The sequence below is a fragment of the Comamonas koreensis genome (assembly GCF_021026195.1).
Classification (GTDB): Bacteria; Pseudomonadota; Gammaproteobacteria; order Burkholderiales; family Burkholderiaceae_C; genus Comamonas; species Comamonas koreensis.
The window spans coordinates 647,261-664,137 of record NZ_JAJNCT010000005.1; the positions used below are offsets into that span (position 1 = coordinate 647,261).

The 16,877-nt window shown below is 63.8% G+C and carries 14 protein-coding genes; 7 read left to right on the plus strand and 7 right to left on the minus strand.

The features are described from left to right. Positions 1-47: 47 nt before the first annotated feature. Together LPW39_RS05220 and LPW39_RS05225 are read left to right on the plus strand one after the other, a co-directional pair. Positions 48-1,535 carry a nucleobase:cation symporter-2 family protein gene (locus LPW39_RS05220; RefSeq protein WP_230771896.1) on the plus strand — a complete coding sequence of 496 codons (1,488 nt, stop codon included), beginning with the start codon at positions 48-50 and terminating at the stop codon, positions 1,533-1,535. 103 nt (positions 1,536-1,638) lie between these two features. Next, on the plus strand, positions 1,639-3,942 hold the full coding sequence (locus tag LPW39_RS05225; protein ID WP_230771898.1) for an NADP-dependent malic enzyme: 2,304 nt from the start codon (positions 1,639-1,641) through the stop codon (positions 3,940-3,942). A 113-nt stretch (positions 3,943-4,055) separates the two neighbouring features. Here the strand turns inward: LPW39_RS05225 and LPW39_RS05230 are convergent, their stop codons facing one another. From LPW39_RS05230 to LPW39_RS05250, 5 genes are all read right to left on the minus strand, one after another. Beyond that, positions 4,056-5,411: a four-carbon acid sugar kinase family protein gene (locus LPW39_RS05230; protein ID WP_230771899.1), complete on the minus strand. Its 1,356-nt coding sequence runs from the start codon at positions 5,409-5,411 to the stop codon at positions 4,056-4,058. 5 nt (positions 5,412-5,416) lie between these two features. Next, positions 5,417-6,694 carry a ribulose-bisphosphate carboxylase large subunit family protein gene (locus LPW39_RS05235; protein WP_230771901.1) on the minus strand — a complete coding sequence of 426 codons (1,278 nt, stop codon included), beginning with the start codon at positions 6,692-6,694 and terminating at the stop codon, positions 5,417-5,419. Positions 6,695-6,724: 30 nt separating this feature from the next. After that, positions 6,725-7,264, minus strand: a complete 540-nt coding sequence (locus tag LPW39_RS05240; protein ID WP_230771903.1) for a VOC family protein — start codon at positions 7,262-7,264, stop codon at positions 6,725-6,727. 120 nt (positions 7,265-7,384) lie between these two features. Then, positions 7,385-9,271: a TRAP transporter large permease gene (locus LPW39_RS05245; protein ID WP_230771905.1), complete on the minus strand. Its 1,887-nt coding sequence runs from the start codon at positions 9,269-9,271 to the stop codon at positions 7,385-7,387. Positions 9,272-9,309: 38 nt separating this feature from the next. Further along, complete coding sequence (locus LPW39_RS05250) at positions 9,310-10,329, minus strand: TRAP transporter substrate-binding protein (RefSeq protein WP_230771907.1); 1,020 nt, start codon at positions 10,327-10,329, stop codon at positions 9,310-9,312. A 134-nt stretch (positions 10,330-10,463) separates the two neighbouring features. On the opposite strand from LPW39_RS05250, the gene LPW39_RS05255 reads away from it, so the two are divergent. Beyond that, a complete protein-coding gene (locus tag LPW39_RS05255; protein ID WP_230771908.1) occupies positions 10,464-11,501 on the plus strand; it encodes a LacI family DNA-binding transcriptional regulator in 1,038 nt (345 codons plus the stop codon). 108 nt (positions 11,502-11,609) lie between these two features. Here LPW39_RS05255 and LPW39_RS05260 read toward each other — a convergent pair whose 3' ends face one another. Then, the gene (locus LPW39_RS05260) at positions 11,610-11,954 is read right to left on the minus strand and encodes a hypothetical protein (protein WP_230771910.1); all 345 of its coding nucleotides are present in this window, start codon (positions 11,952-11,954) and stop codon (positions 11,610-11,612) included. Between the two features lie 132 nt (positions 11,955-12,086). Next, entirely contained in the window at positions 12,087-12,740 is a 654-nt protein-coding gene (locus tag LPW39_RS05265; RefSeq protein ID WP_230772890.1) for a flavin reductase family protein, read from the minus strand. 255 nt (positions 12,741-12,995) lie between these two features. Between LPW39_RS05265 and LPW39_RS05270 the strand changes: the two genes are divergently transcribed. From LPW39_RS05270 to LPW39_RS05285, 4 genes are read left to right on the plus strand one after another with little or no spacing between them, the layout of a single operon-like run. Continuing rightward, positions 12,996-14,021, plus strand: coding sequence for an ABC transporter substrate-binding protein (locus LPW39_RS05270; protein ID WP_230771912.1), 1,026 nt, complete (start codon positions 12,996-12,998; stop codon positions 14,019-14,021). Positions 14,022-14,076: 55 nt separating this feature from the next. Next, positions 14,077-15,105, plus strand: a complete 1,029-nt coding sequence (locus LPW39_RS05275) for an ABC transporter substrate-binding protein (RefSeq protein WP_230771914.1) — start codon at positions 14,077-14,079, stop codon at positions 15,103-15,105. A 57-nt stretch (positions 15,106-15,162) separates the two neighbouring features. Beyond that, a complete protein-coding gene (locus LPW39_RS05280) occupies positions 15,163-15,993 on the plus strand; it encodes an ABC transporter ATP-binding protein (RefSeq protein WP_021027056.1) in 831 nt (276 codons plus the stop codon). 17 nt (positions 15,994-16,010) lie between these two features. Next, positions 16,011-16,787, plus strand: a complete 777-nt coding sequence (locus tag LPW39_RS05285; RefSeq protein WP_021027057.1) for an ABC transporter permease — start codon at positions 16,011-16,013, stop codon at positions 16,785-16,787. The last annotated feature ends 90 nt before the right edge of the window (positions 16,788-16,877 follow it).

The following is a 16,877-nucleotide window of genomic DNA, read 5'->3' on the forward strand; positions in this document are numbered from 1 at the left end:
AACACTGGCTTATTCAGTCAAATTCCCCCGCATGAGGAGTGATAAAGATGCAATCTGACAAACACCCCGTTGACCAGGTGCTGCCCCTGGGGCGCCTCACCACCTTGGGCTTGCAGCATGTGCTGGTCATGTACGCGGGGGCCGTGGCGGTGCCGCTGATCGTGGGGCGCGCACTCAACCTCGACTCCCACCAGATAGCCAAGCTGATCTCCGCTGATCTCTTCGTCTGCGGTCTGGTCACCCTGATACAGGCCTGGGGCGCGACGCGCTGGTTTGGCATCAAGCTGCCGGTGATGATGGGCGTGACCTTTGCCAGCGTGGCGCCGATGATCTCGATGGCGCAGACCAATGGCGGCGTCTATGGCGCAGGTCTCATCTTTGGCTCGGTCATCGGGGCAGGGGTCATCTCGATACTGATCTCACCGCTGGTCAGCCGCATGCTGCGGTTCTTTCCGCCGGTGGTTACCGGCACCATCATCACCGTCATCGGCATCAGCCTGATGCGCGTGGGCATCAACTGGATCTTTGGCAACCCCGCCGGCCCCACCGCGCCTTCGGTGCCCAACCCCGAGCATGTCAAATGGCTGCAGAGTGCCCAGGTGGCAGCGGGCGCGCCCGGCTCGGCGCTGCCCCCCATCCCCCATGGGCTGGCGATTCTGCCGTCGGTCCCCAACCCCCGCTATGCGGACCTGAGCGGGGTGGGCATCTCTGCGCTGGTGCTGGTCTCCATCCTGCTGATCACCAAGTACGCCAAGGGCTTCATGGCCAATATCGCGGTGCTGGCCGGCATTGTCATTGGCGCCATCGTCGCCTCGGCGATGGGCCTGATGACCTATGAAAAAGTGGCGCATGCCGAATGGTTTGATTTTGTGATGCCGTTCGAGATTGCAATGCCGGTGTTCGACCCGATCCTGATCCTGACGATGACCCTGGTGATGATCGTCGTGATGATCGAATCGGTCGGCATGTTCCTGGCGCTGGGCGACATGACGAACAAGGAGGTCACCCCGGCCGACCTGACCCGGGGCCTGCGCACCGATGGCCTGGGCACCTTGCTGGGCGGCATCTTCAACACCTTCCCCTACACCAGCTTCTCGCAGAACGTGGGCCTGGTGGCGGTCACCGGCATCCAGAGCCGCTTTGTCTGCGTGGCAGGCGGCTTCATCCTGATCATTCTGGGCGTGCTGCCCAAACTGGGTGCGCTGGTCGAATCGCTGCCCACCATGGTGCTGGGCGGTGCCGGGCTGGTCATGTTCGGCATGGTCGCTGCCACCGGCATCCGCATCCTGTCGAATGTGGACTTCCGCCATAACCGCTACAACGCCATGGTGGTGGCGGTGTCCATCGGCGTCGGCATGATTCCGCTGATTGCACCCCAGTTCCGCCAGTGGATGCCCCACGCCATCCACCCGCTGATCGAATCGGGCATCCTGCTGGCCTCCATCTGTGCGGTGGCGTTGAACCTGTTTTTCAACGGCGCCAAACTTGACCAGGCCCAGATCATCAAGGCTGCGCAGCAAGCAGATGCCCACTGACAAGATTGCTGCGGTGCAGCATCGAAACTTAGGCCCACTGCCCCATAGGGGTGGGCCTGCGCCTTTATCATCAGCTGGGTTCACACTGGATTGATTCACTCTTATGGCACAACAACTGTCCGCCGCCGAACAGGCACTGCGCGAAGCCGCACTCGAATACCATCGCAGCCCCAGCAAGGGCAAGATCTCCGTCACCCCCACCAAGCCGCTGTCCAACCAGCGTGACCTGTCGCTGGCCTACTCGCCAGGCGTGGCCTACCCTTGCCTGGACATCGAAGCCGATCCCAGCCTGGCAGCAGACTACACCTCGCGCGGCAACCTGGTCGGTGTGATCACCAACGGCACCGCCGTGCTGGGCCTGGGCGATATCGGCCCGCTGGCCAGCAAGCCGGTGATGGAAGGCAAGGGCTGCCTGTTCAAGAAGTTCGCCGGTGTCGATGTGTTCGACATTGAGCTGGCCGAGCGCGATCCAGACAAGCTGATCGACATCATCGCCAGCCTCGAACCCACGCTGGGCGGCATCAACCTTGAAGACATCAAGGCACCCGAGTGCTTCTACATCGAGCAAGAGCTGTCCAAGCGCATGAACATTCCGGTGTTCCATGACGACCAGCACGGCACGGCCATCATCTCCAGCGCTGCGCTGCTCAACGGCCTGGAACTGGTCGACAAGCAGATCGGCAACGTCAAGATCGCCGTCTCCGGTGCGGGCGCTGCAGCCATTGCCTGCGTCGATGTGATGGTGGGCCTCGGCGTCAAGCGCGAGAACATCTTCATGGTCGACTCCAAGGGCGTGATCTACGAAGGCCGCCCTGGCAACCTCGATGCCTCCAAGGCGCGCTACGCGCAAAAGACCGAGGCCCGTACCCTGGCCGACGTGGTCAACGGCGCTGACGTGTTCCTGGGCTGCTCGGCACCCGGCGTGCTGACGGCCGACATGGTCAAGACCATGGCCGACAAGCCCATCATCCTGGCACTGGCCAACCCCGAGCCGGAAATCCGCCCCGAGCTGGCCAAGGCCGTTCGCCCCGATTGCATCATCGCCACCGGCCGTTCGGACTACCCGAACCAGGTCAACAACGTGCTGTGCTTCCCCTACATCTTCCGTGGCGCGCTCGATTGCGGCGCGAGCAAGATCACTGAAGCGATGAAGCTGGCCTGCGTGCGCGAAATCGCCGCGCTGGCCAAGCAGGACGTGAGCGACGAAGTGGCAGCCGCCTACCAGGGCAAGGAGCTGAAGTTCGGCCCCGACTACCTGATCCCCACCCCGTTCGACACGCGCCTGATCCTGCGCATTGCGCCCGCCGTGGCCAAGGCTGCACAAGAGTCCGGCGTCGCTGCACGCCCGATCGAAGACATCGACGCCTACCGTGAGAACCTCACCCGCTTCGTCTACCAGACCAGCATGTTCATGCGCCCCGTGTTCGCTGCGGCCAAGAGCCATGTGCAACGCGTGGCCTACGCCGAAGGCGAAGACGAGCGCGTGCTGCGCGCCGTGCAGGTCGCCGTGGACGACGGCCTGGCCAAGCCTATCCTGATCGGCCGCCCGGCCGTCATCGAAGCCCGCATCGCCAAGGCCGGTCTGCGCCTGCAACTGGGCAAGGATGTGGACATCGTCGATCCGGAAGATGACCCCCGCTTCCGCCAGTACTGGGAGGCCTACCACGCCCTGATGGGCCGCAATGGCGTGACCCCCGAGGTCGCCAAGTCTGCCGTGCGCCGCTCCAACACCGTGATCGCCGCACTGATGGTGCACCTGGGCGATGCCGACGCAATGCTGTGTGGCGTGATGGGCCGCTTTGACAAGCACCTGGGCCATATCGAAGACGTGCTGGGCCACCAGACCGATGCCAACCGCCTGGCCACCGTGAACGCGCTGATGCTGGAAAACCGCACGCTGTTCATCGCCGACACCTACATCAACGAAGACCCGACCGCCGAAGAGCTGGCCCAGATCGCCAAGCTTGCCGCGCAAGAGGTGCAGCGCTTTGGCCTGCCGCCCAAGGTGGCCTTCCTGTCGCACAGCAACTACGGCTCGTCCACCCGCAAGTCGGCGCTCAAGATGCGCGCTGCCCGCGACCTGTTTGCCGCCGCCAACCCCGACATCGAATGCGATGGCGAGATGCATGGTGATGCCGCGCTGGACGAACACGTGCGCGAGCGCACCCTCATCGAGTCGAGCCTGACCGGTGAAGCCAATGTGCTGATCTGCCCGAACCTGGACGCAGCGAACATTCTGTTCAATGTGCTCAAGACCACGGCATCGCACGGCACCACCATCGGCCCGATCCTGCTGGGCAGCGAGGCACCCGCCCATGTGCTGACCCCCTCGTCCACCGTGCGCCGCGTGGTCAACATGACGGCCCTGGTCGCCGCCCAGGCCCAGGCCCGCAAGGAAGGCAAGTAAGCCCTGGCGCGGCACCCGCCGCGCCTTTGCTTGCGCTGCACAGCCCATAAAAAGATAGCCCCAGGCATAGCGCCTGGGGCTTTTTTACGTCTGCGCCTCAGCCCTCGCGCCTCTCAGCCCGCTCCCGTCACTAACCGGTCGAACAGCTGCGCATCGCCCATCTGCCCGCCTTTGAGCATCAGCTCCAGCCCATCGATGCGCGCATCATCGCTGCGTGCAACGCTCAGGGTCACGCCAGGCGCCAAGGTGCTGTGGAAGGCCAGCCCCCACAGCCCCAGCGCCTGCGTCGCCAGGCTGGAGGTATCGCCGCCCGCAATGCCCAGGCGCCGCAAGGGCTGGCCCTGTGCAGCCAGCAGGCGCAAAGTCTCCGCCACCAGCTGCGCACTGCGCTGTGCCACCGCTGCCGTTGTGGCCGCGTCCACCGCTTGGTTGGGCCGGCTGGTGTGCGCCAGCATAGGGCGCCCCTCGTGCAGGCCCTGGGCCAGCTGGGCCGCGCAAGCGCTCAGATAGCCCTCCTCGGCCAGCAGCCGGTTCACCTCCACCTCCCGCTTGTCAAACTGCTGGCTGGCCGCGATCTGCTGGCTGGATACCGGCGACAGACTGCCCACCAACACCAGCACCGGGCCCTGCGCAGGCGCCAGCGGTTCAGCCACTGGCGCATCGCTTAATAAGCCCAGTTGGCGCCAGCCTGCTATCAGGCACTGCTCTACACCGCTGGGCCCTACGGTCAGCAATGGCGATTGCTGCGCACGTGCCCACAGCAGCGCGCCAATCTGCGGCAGTTGGGCTTCATGCACCAGGTCGATCAGCAAGGCATCTGGCAAGGGGCTCTCTCCCTCTTGTATTTGCATCCAGCGCAGCAGCACCTCGGTATCGCGGCCCGCCAGCTCCAGCTGCCGCGTGCTCAGCAGCCGTATATCGGCCAGCCCCTGTTTGGCCAGGTGCAGGCGCAGATCGGCCTCGTCCATCGGGGTGACGGGGTGTTGCCGCATGGTGGGGTGGCGGTCAAGGCGCTGCACCGCACCACCCGGCCCCGCCTGTGCAAACAGGTTGCCAAAGGCACAAAAGCGCCCGATATTGGGCTGGCCGCCAACAATCACCGCTGGCGATGCCGCTGCCACACTGCGCAAGGCCGCCACGGCCGCGCCAATGCTGCCCACATGCGAGGCGCTGTCAAAGGTAGAGCAGCATTTGTAGTGCAGCAGCGGCGCGCCGCTGGCGGCCATGAACTGCGCCACCGGCGCCAGCACCTCGGCCATCGCGGCCGGTGGCAGACTGCGGGCCGCACCGGCAATGCCAATGGCCTGCAAGGGCCCGGCCTTGGCGCGCTGTGCCCCGGTCGGTACATCCAGAAAAAGCAGAGAACGCAGGCCCGCCTGCGCCACCGTGGCCAGGGTGTCGGTCGCACCGGTAAAGTCATCGCCATACCAGACGACGGCGGGCTGGCCGCGCAGCAAGGTGTCCAGCATGTCGCCTATCCGCGCTTGCCAAAAAACTGCAGCGCGCGCGCCAGCTCCGGCGCATGCCAGGCATAGTCATCCAGACTGCTGCCTTCGCGCACGGCAGCCCAGGCCTGGCGAATGCTCACTACGCCGGCAGCCGGGCCATCGGGGTGGGCCAGAATGCCGCCGCCCGACATGAACAGCAGGTCATCGCTCTGCAGCGCCGCCCAGGTCGCAGGCACCGTGCCCGCCCACTGGCCCGATGAGAAGGCCGGCAGCACGCGGTCATCCTGCGCGGCAGACAGGCGCCGCTGGCAGTCCTGCGCGGATTCCACCACCTCGGCATCGGGCTGGGCAAACTTGCCCTGCAGGCCATGCACATGCACATGGTCCACCCCGGCCAGGCGCCACAGGGTCTGGTAGGCCTGGTAGCCCATGCCCAGCATCGGGTCGCGTGACAGCGCGCCATAGCCATTGCGGTGCGCATGCAGCGCCAAGGGCGTGTGGCGCCGCAGGCTCTGGATGCCCGACAGCCCGCACCAGTTGATGCTGGCCATCACGCAGCTGCCGCCCTCTTGCTGCACCAGATCGGCATGGCGCAGCATGGCGCTGGTCTCGTCAGTGATGTTGAAGGCCACCATCACCCATTTGCCGGTGCGCTCCCGGTGCTCGCGGATCACGCGCATCACCGCCGGGATGCGCTCCTGCAGCGGTGCATGCGCCGGGTTGGCCGATACCTCATCGTCCTTGATAAAGTCCACGCGCGCATCGCAGAGCTGCCGCACCAGGTCAGCCGTTTGCTGGGCAGACAGGCCCACATTCGGCTTGATGATGGTGCCCACCATCGCGCCCGCGCTGGCCCCAATGCTGCGCCGCGTGCCGGCCACGCCCAGGGTCGGCAGATCGAACTGGTCGCGGTAGTCCGGCGGCAGGTCCAGGCTCTCCAGCCGCAGGCCCGATACCTCTCCCAGGTCGTACAGATTGCCGCTGACGGTGGCGGCCAAGGTGGGCAGGTTGGCGCCCACATTGGCGATGGGGAAGGCAATGCGCACACGCGCACGCTGCCAGTGGGAGCCCGCGCCATAGCCTTGGCGCTCCAGCCAGGCATTGGGCAGGCTGGGCCGCTCCACCGTGCCCAGCGGCTGCACCCGCAGCACCTGGGCGCGTGCGCGTGTCCGCAGGTCATCGGTCTCGCCCGCCACGCGGGTGAAGGTGCCGCAGGACTGCTCACCGGCCATCACCTCGGCCACGGCCTCGGGCGCCAGCGGCGTCTCGATCAGGTAGCTGGCTTCAAAATGGGTAGATTTCATCGCATTTCCAGGCCCAGGGCGGGCCGGCCATCACAGGGTGTTGAGGTCAGGGAAAGGGCGCACGGGGTTCTGGCCATCCCAGTCCTGGGAGGCCGCGCGGATCAGATCAAACATCTTTCCCTTGGACCCCATCACCTCGGACAGCTCGATCACCGTGCCCGGGTGGTACTCGGTGTCAAAGTAGATAAAGCGGCCGTTCTTGCCCACCTCGCCACTCATCAGCGGCTTGAAGCCCTGCGCCAGCAAGCGCTGCAGATCGGCGTCGTAGTCGGTGGTCCAGTACGCCACATGCTGCAGGCCCGTGCGGCCGGCGCGCAGAAAGTCGCGGTACATCGACGGCACATCGTTGCGCACCTGGATCAGCTCCACCTGCACAAAGCCCGAGTTGGCCAGCGCCACCGAGTTGTGTGGCTGGTAGCTTTCACCCGCGTACTGGTAGTTCTCGATCGGCACCTTCGGGTTGTAGAACCAGGGGCCGACGCCCAAGGTCTCGCTCCAGTACTTCATCGCGGCCTCGATATCGTTGACCACATAGCCCAGCTGGCGGATTTCTCCCAAAAAGCGACTCATAGCTTGTCTTTCGTTTGTTGTAGGGTTGGTTGTTGCGTTGGTGGCATAGGCGCTGCCTCACGTGGGGTACACGCGATGCAGACCTGGACCTAAAAGCGGGCCCTGAGACCGCAACCCGCTTTAAAGAAATCCGGTAGAAATCCAGGGAATAGCCGCCACAAAGAGCAGCCCGACGAACAGCGCCAGCATGTAGCCGCCAATGGGCCGAATGCCCTCGTTGGGGTTGACCTTGCTGATCGCGCAGGCGCCGTAGTAGCCCACACCAAAGGGCGGCGCAAACAGGCCAATACCCATCGCAAAGATAACGACCATCGCGTAATGCACCTCATGTACGCCCACCTCTTTGGCGATGGGGAAGAGCAGCGGGCCAAACAGCACGATGGCGGGGATGCCTTCCAGCACACTGCCCAGCACGATGAAGCAGACGATGGAGATCGCCAGAAAGCCCCAGCTGCCGCCCGGCATGCTGGTCATCGCCTTGGCCAGGTCGGAGGAGAAGCCCGACTGCGTCAGCCCCCAGGCCATGCCGGTGGCGCAGCCCACAATCAGCATGATCGCGCCCGACAGCGAGGCGGTCTCTACCAGCATGGGTTTGAGGCGCCGCCAGTCAAAACAGCGGTAGATAAACAGCCCCACCAGCACCGAATAGACCACGCCGATGGTGGACACCTCGGTCGCCGTCGCGATCCCCTCCACCACGGCGGCGCGGATCACAAAGGGCAAGGCCAGCGCCGGCAACGCAATCACCAGCAGGCGGCCGATCTGCCTAACGCTGAAGCGCTCCACACCGCCCAGATCCTCTTTGCGGTAACGCCACCACACGACGCAGCACAGCGCAGCGCCCAGCACCACCGCCGGCAGCATGCCGCCGGTAAACAGCGCGGCAATCGATATGCCGGTGACCGAGCCGATCGTGATCAGCACGATGGACGGCGGAATGGTCTCCGTCTGCGCGCCGGTGGCCGACAGCAGCGCGACCAGGTCGCCCTCCTTGGCGCCGCGCTTTTTCATCTCAGGGAACAGCACCGGTGCAATCGCGGCCATGTCGGCCACCTTTGATCCCGAGATGCCCGAGACCAGGTACATCGCGCCAATCAGCACATAGGACAGGCCCCCGCGCACGCGGCCCAGCAGGCTGGCCAGAAACTGGATCATCGCCTTGGCCATACCGGTCATCTCGATCAGCGAGCCCAGAAAAATGAACATCGGCACCGCCAGCATGATCAGGTGCGACATGCCTTCATCGAGCCGCCCCACCATCACCACCAGCGGCGTGCGTGTGGTCAGCGCCAGGTAGCCAAAGGTGGCGAGCGCAAACGAGAACGCAATCGGCACACCCGCAAACACCGTGCCCGCCACCACAAGCACAAAAAAGATCACCAGGTTGAACTTGCCCAGGCTCTTGAACAATGGCTGGCACAGCCAGAACAGCAGCACCAGCCCCGCCACCATGGCCACCGCCGCCAGCGCCTTTTGCCAGCTGGTCTGCGTCAGCAGGCGCAGCAAGGCCACCACGGCCATCAGGCCCATGCCCACTGGCAGCGCGGCGGCCCGCCAGGCATTGCTCAGCTCCATCGCCGGGGTGGTGATAAAGGCCTCTTCCTCCGCGTACTCATACGCCGGGCCCAACACCATCAGCAAAAAGGCCAGCGATGCGGCCAGTGCAAAGGCCTCCAGCGCCGCGCGCAGGCCTGGCCGCACGTTGTTGATAAAGGCCGTCATGCGCATGTGCTCGCCCCGGCGCAGCGCCACCACGGCACCCAGCATGGACAGCCACAGAAACATCAGCGACGCCAGCTCATCGGACCAGACCAGCGGCTGGTGGAACACATAGCGCGCCACCACGCCGGCAAACAGGACGATGATTTCGGCCAGCACCAAGGCGGCGGCCGCCGTCTCGACGATGGCGCCCAGACCTCGGTCAACGCCACGGGCCAGCGAGGCCAAGGCGTTGTCGGGCGGCGCAGGAGAGAGCCCCGCCAGCGCGGGGGTTGCAGGGTGGGACATGGCAATGCTCTTGTTCAGAACGGTGAATCAGGCAGCGCTCAAGCGAGCTTGCCAACGGCGCCTTCGAGCAGGCTCCACACGTCCTTGCCAAAGCGGCCTTGCCAATCCTTGTAAAAGCCCGAGCTGCGCAGCGCCGCGCGAAAGCTCTCCGCATCCGGTTGGTTGAACTGCAGGCCCTTGCTCGCCAGATCGGCCTGCACCGAGGCATTGAGCTGGCTGATATCCGCCCGCTGCGCCATGCCGGCATCGTTGATGGCGGTGGCCACGATTTTCTTCAGATCGGCCGGCAGGCTCTCCCACATGCGGCCGTTGGCAATGAACCAATAACCGTCCCAGATATGGTTGGTCAGCGAGCAGAACTTCTGCACCTCGTAGAGCTTGGCCACCTGGATGATGGGCAGCGGGTTCTCCTGCGCATCCACAATCCGGGTCTGCAGCGACGAATACACCTCGGAGAACTGCAGGCTGGCCGGCGCAGCGCCCAGGCCCTTGAACATCGCAATCGGCATCGGGCTCACCGGCACGCGGATCTTCAGGCCATCCATGTCCTTGGCGCTTTGCACCGCGCCCTTGCTGCTGGTGGTCTGGCGGAAACCGTTGTCCCACATCTTCTCGAACGCATAGAGCTTGCGCTTGGCAATCTCGGCCCGCACCATCGCGCCCAGCTGGCCATCCATCGCCTTCCAGACCTGGTCGTAGTTGGTAAACGCAAAGCCCACCGCATTGATGGCCGCTGCCGGCACCAGGGTGGCAATCACCAGTGCCGATGGCGTGAAGAAATCAATACCGCCCGAGCGCACCTGCGCCAGCATGTCGGTATCGCCACCCAGCTGGTTGTTGGGGTAGATGGCCATCTCGACGCGGCCATTGCTTTCCTTGCGGATGCGGTCAGCCGCCTCTTGCGCACGGATATTCAGCGGGTGGCTCAGCGGCAGGTTGTTGCCGTATTTGAGCGAGAACTCGGCCGCACGCGCGATCAATGGAAAGCCCGACACCATGCCCGCGGCAGGCAAGGCAGTCAGTCCCTTGATGAGGGAACGGCGGCTGAGTTCGGTCATGCTTGTCTCCTAGTATTTGATTTGAATTGATGTAATGGCACAGATCTCATACTGGAAGATATGCAAACGACTTGCTATAGTCAAACGCACAAAATGATTGAATCTGATGTTTTCTGATGCCTAGCCACCCAGCAATGCCCCCGCAGCGTCTCACGCTCAAAACCGTGGCCGCCCTGGCGGGCGTCTCCACCGCGACCGCCGACCGGGTGCTGAACCAGCGCCCCGGCGTGCGCCCCATCACCGTGCAGAAAGTGCGCCAGGCCGCGCAGGCGCTGGGCTACCTGCCCGATGCACTGGCCGATGCCACGCCCCAATCCGCGCCCTGGAAGCTGGCCTTTGTGCTGCCCCAAGGCCAGAACCCCTATCTGCGCATGCTGGGCGACACCATTGGCTTTTCAGAAAGCCACCAGGCGCCCTTCAACGTCAAATGCCAGGTGGAATATGTCGAAAGCTTCAACCCCGAAGCGCTGGCCGCTACCTTGCTGCGCCTGGGCAAACGGGTGCAGGGCATCGCCTTCATGGCCATCGAGCACCCCGCCGTGCGCGAAGCCGTGCAGCAACTCGCCGACCGGGGCGTGCCTACGTTGACTGTGATCTCGGACCTGGACAACAGCGCCCGCATCGCCTATGTGGGGCTGGACAACCGCGCCGCTGGCCGCACCGCCGCCTACCTGCTGGCCCGCTTTATCGGCAACCAGCGCCGCGATGCGCAAATCGCACTGATTGCAGGATCGCGCAGCTACCTGGCGCATGAGGAGCGCGAGGGTGGCTTTCTGCAACTGCATGCCGAGCAGTTCCCCGATATGCAGATCCTGGGCCTGCGCGAGAGCTATGACGACTCCTCCCGCAACTACCAGCAAACCAAGGAGCTGCTGCAGCGCCACCCGCATATCGCCGGCATCTACAACATCGGTGGTTCATCGGATGGCGTAGGCCGTGCATTGCAGGAAGCCGGCCGCGAACACCAGGTCGTCCTCATCGGCCACGGCCTCACCCCCGACACCCGCGCCCTGCTGATCAACGGCACCATGGACGCCGTCATCACCCAAAGCCACCTGGGCATCATCATGAGCTGCATTCGCATATTCAGCAATCTGCGCGATCAACTCGACACGATGACGGCGGTGGACATCGTGCGGAGTCAGATTATTTTTCGGGAGAATTTGCCTTGAGGGGGTGGAGACCCGGTCGTTGCGGGACGATGCTTAGATTCCGCATTTGGGAATGACCTGGCTTGCTCTGAAAGTCCGGTCCATCGCAGACCTAGTCAGACACCGAGACTATGCAATTGATCGAAGCATGGATTCAGAGGGAAGATGTTTAGGCGCTTCGCCTTCAAGCCCATAGACCTCTAAACCGCTGAGCAGGCCTTCGCTTTGATACAGGAATATGCCAGCAACCAGACCAGCGTCGTCAAAGAAGAAATCTCCCAGAATACCCACGCCTGGAGGCGCAGGGTCGTGATCGATCAACTGGAAACAGAGGGTGGCGCAGCCGCAAGGACAACGCGAAGGAGTGACTTGTAGGTGCTCAAGCTGGGAGAGGAATGCGCTCGCTTCGGGTACGCCATTCTCCAGCATCCAGCGGACGAGCGACATTTCGGAAGCGGATAAAGGACGGTTCATTCTTCGACGATTTTTAAGAGTGCCTCACCCACTGTTTTCCGCTGGGCAACATGACACCCGCTTTGCATTGTTCCTTGCCACGTGCATTGATGGCTGCCGGTTGAGTGACCTAGTCTATCCCCCTATACCCCCTCACATCTCATCAATCGCCGTACTCCCCGCCCAACTCTGCGCGGCAGCCAGGCCCTCCCCCGCCTCAATCGCAAAGCGCTCCCGGCAGTTGATGTAAAAGCTCGCGCCAAAGCGCCCGACGGGGAAGAACTCCTGCAGGCGTACCCGCCATTTTTCGGTGTCGACCAAGCCATCGCGCACGGCCAGCCATTGCACCCTGCCGATGAAGACGTAGCGGCTGGGGGTTTCCAGGGTTTCGTGCAACACGCATTCGAAGGCGACGGGGGCTTGCACGATGCGTGGGGGGCGCACGCTTTGGGAGGGGGTGGCTGTCAGGCCCGTATGGTCCAGCTCGCTCTCATGCGGGGCCAGGCGGTCGCCGCAGCGGTGCATGGCGGCAGCCATGGCTTCGTCGGCGATGTGCACCACAAACTCCTTGTCGCGCAGGATGTTGGTGGCTGTGTCCTTTTGCGCGGTGTCCTGCAGCTTGTTCACGCTCAGCATCACCACCGGTGGGTCCTCGCCCATCATGTTGAACATGCTGAATGGGGCGGCATTGATGGTGCCGTCTGCGCCCAAGGTCGTCACCAACGCAATCGGGCGTGGCACGATCAGGCTGGCCATCAGCTTGTAGCGTTCATAGGTGCCCAGCTGGGCAAAGTCGATCTCGGTCATGGGCGCTTTCTCGTCGTCTGAATGGCGCATTTTGCTTGCAATTGCCATGCCGGGCCGCCAGCGCCCCAGTAGCCGACCAAGCATGTATACAAGCTGCACCAAGCAGATGCGCAGCCCTGCATCAGTGCGTGCATACACGCGCATCCAACACCTTGCATTTGCACCAGCCTGGTGCAAATGCGCCTGCCAGTACAGGGGCTTACAAACTGGCACCGATCTTGCAAACGACCTTGTATGCAACATCGGAGGACCCCCATGCACAAGCGCAGTTTTCTGAAGACCACCGTCGCCGCTCTGGCGCTGTCCTGGGGTGCAGCCCAGGCGGCAGATGCGCCCATCAAGTTCCAGCTCGATTGGCGCTTTGAGGGGCCCGCCGCCTTCTTCTTGCAGCCAGTCGCGCAAGGCCTGTTCAAGGCCCAGGGCCTGGATGTGACGGTGGATGCCGGCAATGGCTCGGGCGGTGCAGTGCAGCGCGTGGCATCGGGCACCTACGACATGGGCTTTGCCGATCTGGCCTCGGTGATGGAGTTCCATGCCAACAACCCCGATGCGCCCAACAAGCCGGTCGCGGTCATGGTGGTCTACAACAACACGCCGGCCTCGGTGATGGCGCTCAAGAAGTCGGGCATCAAGACCCCGGCCGATCTGAGCGGCAAAAAGCTGGGCGCGCCGGTGTTCGATGCCGGCCGCAAGGCCTTCCCCATATTTGAAAAGGCCAACGGCGTCAGCAATGTGGCCTGGACGGCGATGGACCCGCCCCTGCGCGAAACCATGCTGGTGCGCGGCGATGTCGATGCCATCACCGGCTTTACCTTTACCAGCCTGCTGAATCTGGAGGCGCGCGGTGCCAAGGCCAGCGATGTGGTGGTGATGCAGTACGCCGACTATGGCGTCAAGCTCTACGGCAACGTGATCATCGTCAGCCCCAAGATGATCCAGGAGCGGCCCGAGGCGATCAAGAAGTTCTTGACCGCCTTTGCCCAGGGCGCCAAGGGCGTGATCGCCAACCCGGCCCAGGCGATCCAGTCCGTCAAGGCGCGTGATGGCATCGCCAATGTGGCGCTGGAGACGCGCCGCCTGCAGCTGGCCATCGACACCGTCATCAACAGCGCCGATGCCCGCAAGGAAGGCTTTGGCCACCTCGACAGCAGCCGCCTGAGCCTGATGGCCGCCCAGGTCTCCGACGCCTATGGCACCAAGACCCGCGTCAAGGCCGAAGACGTCTGGAACGGCAGCTTTCTGCCGCCCGCCGCCGTGCTGGATGTGCTCCCCAAAAAGTAAGCCATCCCAAGCCTCTCCTCCCCTTTTGTCCCCCACCACCTGACGAGACCATCCCGTGAAAAAACGCAGCTTCCTCCACGCATCCCTGGCCCTGCTGGCCGCCGCCAGCACCTGCAACGCACTGGCCCAGCCGCTGACGCCGCTCAAGTTCCAGCTCGACTGGCGCTTTGAAGGCCCGGCCGCCCTCTTCGTGCACCCCGAGCAAAAGGGCTACTTCAAGCAGGCCGGTCTGGATGTGACGGTGGAAGCGGCCAGTGGCGCCGGCGCGATCCAGCGCGTGGCCTCAGGCACGCATGACCTGGGCTTTGCCGACCTGGCGGCACTGATGGAATTCCATGCCAACAACCCCGATGCGCCGATCAAGCCGGTGGCCATCATGGTGATCTACAACACCACACCCGCATCAGTGATGGCGCTGAAAAAATCCGGCATCACCAAGGCCAGCGATCTGACTGGCAAGAAGATGGGCGCGCCGATTTTTGATGCGGGCCGCCGCACCTTCCCGATCTTTGCGCAGGCCAATGGCGTGGGCGCCGTGCAGTGGACCACCATGGATCCACCGCTGCGCGAAACCATGCTGGTGCGCGGCGATCTGGATGCCGTCACCGGCTACACCTTCACCAGCCTGCTTAACCTGGAGGCGCGTGGCATCAAGGCCGAAGACGTGGTCGTGCTGCCCTATGCCACGCATGGCGTGCAGCTCTATGGCAATGTCATCATCGCCAGCCCCAAGCTGATTGCCGAGAAGCCCGAAGCCGTGCGCGCCTTCCTCAAGGCGTTTGCGAAGGGCGCCAAGGAGGCGATTGCCGATCCGCAGGCCGCCATTGCCTCGCTCAAGGCCAAGGATGGCCTGGTCAATGTGCCGCTGGAGGTCAAACGCCTCAAGCTCACCATCGACACCGCCATCGACAGCAAAGGCGCGCGCGAAGAAGGCTTTGGCCAGCTGCGTACCGAGCGCCTGGGCCTGATGGCCGAGCAGGTCGCCAAGGCCTACGAGACCAAGAACCCCGTGCCCGCCCAGGCGGTGTGGAACGGCAGCTTTCTGCCCAGCGCTGCCGAGCTGGACATCCTCCCCAAGCGCTGATCTTGCCGCCTGCAGGGTGCTGCCCGCGCCCTGCCCTTTTGAAGACGATTGCACCCTATGACGGCCTCCCTCCAAGACCCTGCCTTTGTTGAGTTTCGCGATGTCTGGCTGGCTTACAACGACGAGTTGCAGGCCAAGAACCAGTTCGCCGTCGAAGCCATTGACCTGCAAGTGCGCCGTGGCGAGTTCATCGCCATCGTCGGCCCCTCGGGCTGCGGCAAATCCACGTTCATGAAGCTGGCCACCGGCCTGCGCATGCCCAGCATCGGCAAGATCCGCATCGATGGCCAGCCCGTCACCGGCCCGCTCAAGATATCGGGCATGGCCTTCCAGTCGCCATCGCTCTTGCCCTGGCGCACCACGGTCGACAATGTGCTGCTGCCGCTGGAGATCGTCGAGCCCCACCGCAGCCAGTTCAAGGCCCGGCGCCAGGAGTACGAAGAGCGCGCCCGCCGCCTGCTGCAAAAGGTCGGCCTGGCGGGCTATGAGGACAAGTTCCCCTGGGAGCTGTCAGGCGGCATGCAGCAGCGCGCCAGCATCTGCCGCGCGCTGATCCATGAGCCCAAGATGCTGCTGCTTGACGAGCCCTTTGGTGCCCTCGATGCCTTCACCCGCGAAGAGCTCTGGTGCATCCTGCGCGATCTGCATGCCGAGCAACAGTTCAACGTCATCCTCGTCACGCATGACCTGCGCGAATCCGTCTTCCTGGCCGACTCCATCTATGTGATGAGCAAGAGCCCCGGCCGCTTTGTGGTGCGCCGCGATATCGACATCCCCCGCCCGCGCGATCTGGAGCTGACCTACACCAAGGAGTTCAGCGACATCGTGCATGAGCTGCGCGGCCACATCGGCGCCATGCGCAAGACCGGCACCGTGATCAACCAGTAAGCGCCCAGGCCCCCCCTATGTACAAGCTCAACAACCCCAAGCTCGAACGCTGGTCGCCCTGGCTGCTGCTGGCCGCCGTGGTCATCGTCTGGCAAATCATCTGCTCGGCCTTCCAGGTGTCGGAGTTCATCTTCCCCAGCCCCTTGCTCATCTGGCAGCAGTTTCTGGAGTTCCACGCCGTTATCGCCGCGCACGCCTGGCGCACCTTCTGGGTGACGATGGCCGGCTTTGGCGTGGCCATCGTCGTCGGTGTTTTGCTGGGCTTTTTGATTGGCAGCTCGCGCCTGGCCTATGCCGCCGTCTACCCGCTGATGACCGCCTTCAACGCGCTGCCCAAGGCCGCCTTTGTGCCCATCCTCGTGGTCTGGTTCGGCATCGGCATTGGCCCGGCCATCCTCACCGCATTCCTGATCAGCTTCTTCCCCATCATGGTCAACATCGCCACCGGCCTGGCCACGTTGGAGCCCGAACTGGAAGACGTCTTGCGCGTGCTCGGCGCCAAGCGCTGGGATGTGTTGATCAAAGTCGGCCTGCCCCGCTCACTGCCCTACTTCTACGGCTCGCTCAAGGTCGCCATCACCCTGGCCTTTGTCGGCACCACCGTGTCCGAGATGACCGCCGCCAACGAAGGCATTGGCTACCTGCTGATCTCCGCCGGCTCGTCGATGCAAATGGGCCTGGCCTTTGCGGGCCTCTTGGTGGTGGGCGCGATGGCGATGGTGATGTATGAGCTGTTCAGCTTGGTAGAAAAGCGCACCACGGCCTGGGCGCACCGAGGCGCCAACAACCACTAAAGCGGATTGCGGCCCTCGGGCTGAATCACAGCCACCAAAACAAAGGGGCCCGTTCCATAAACGGGCCCCTTTGTGCTTTGAAAAAAAGAT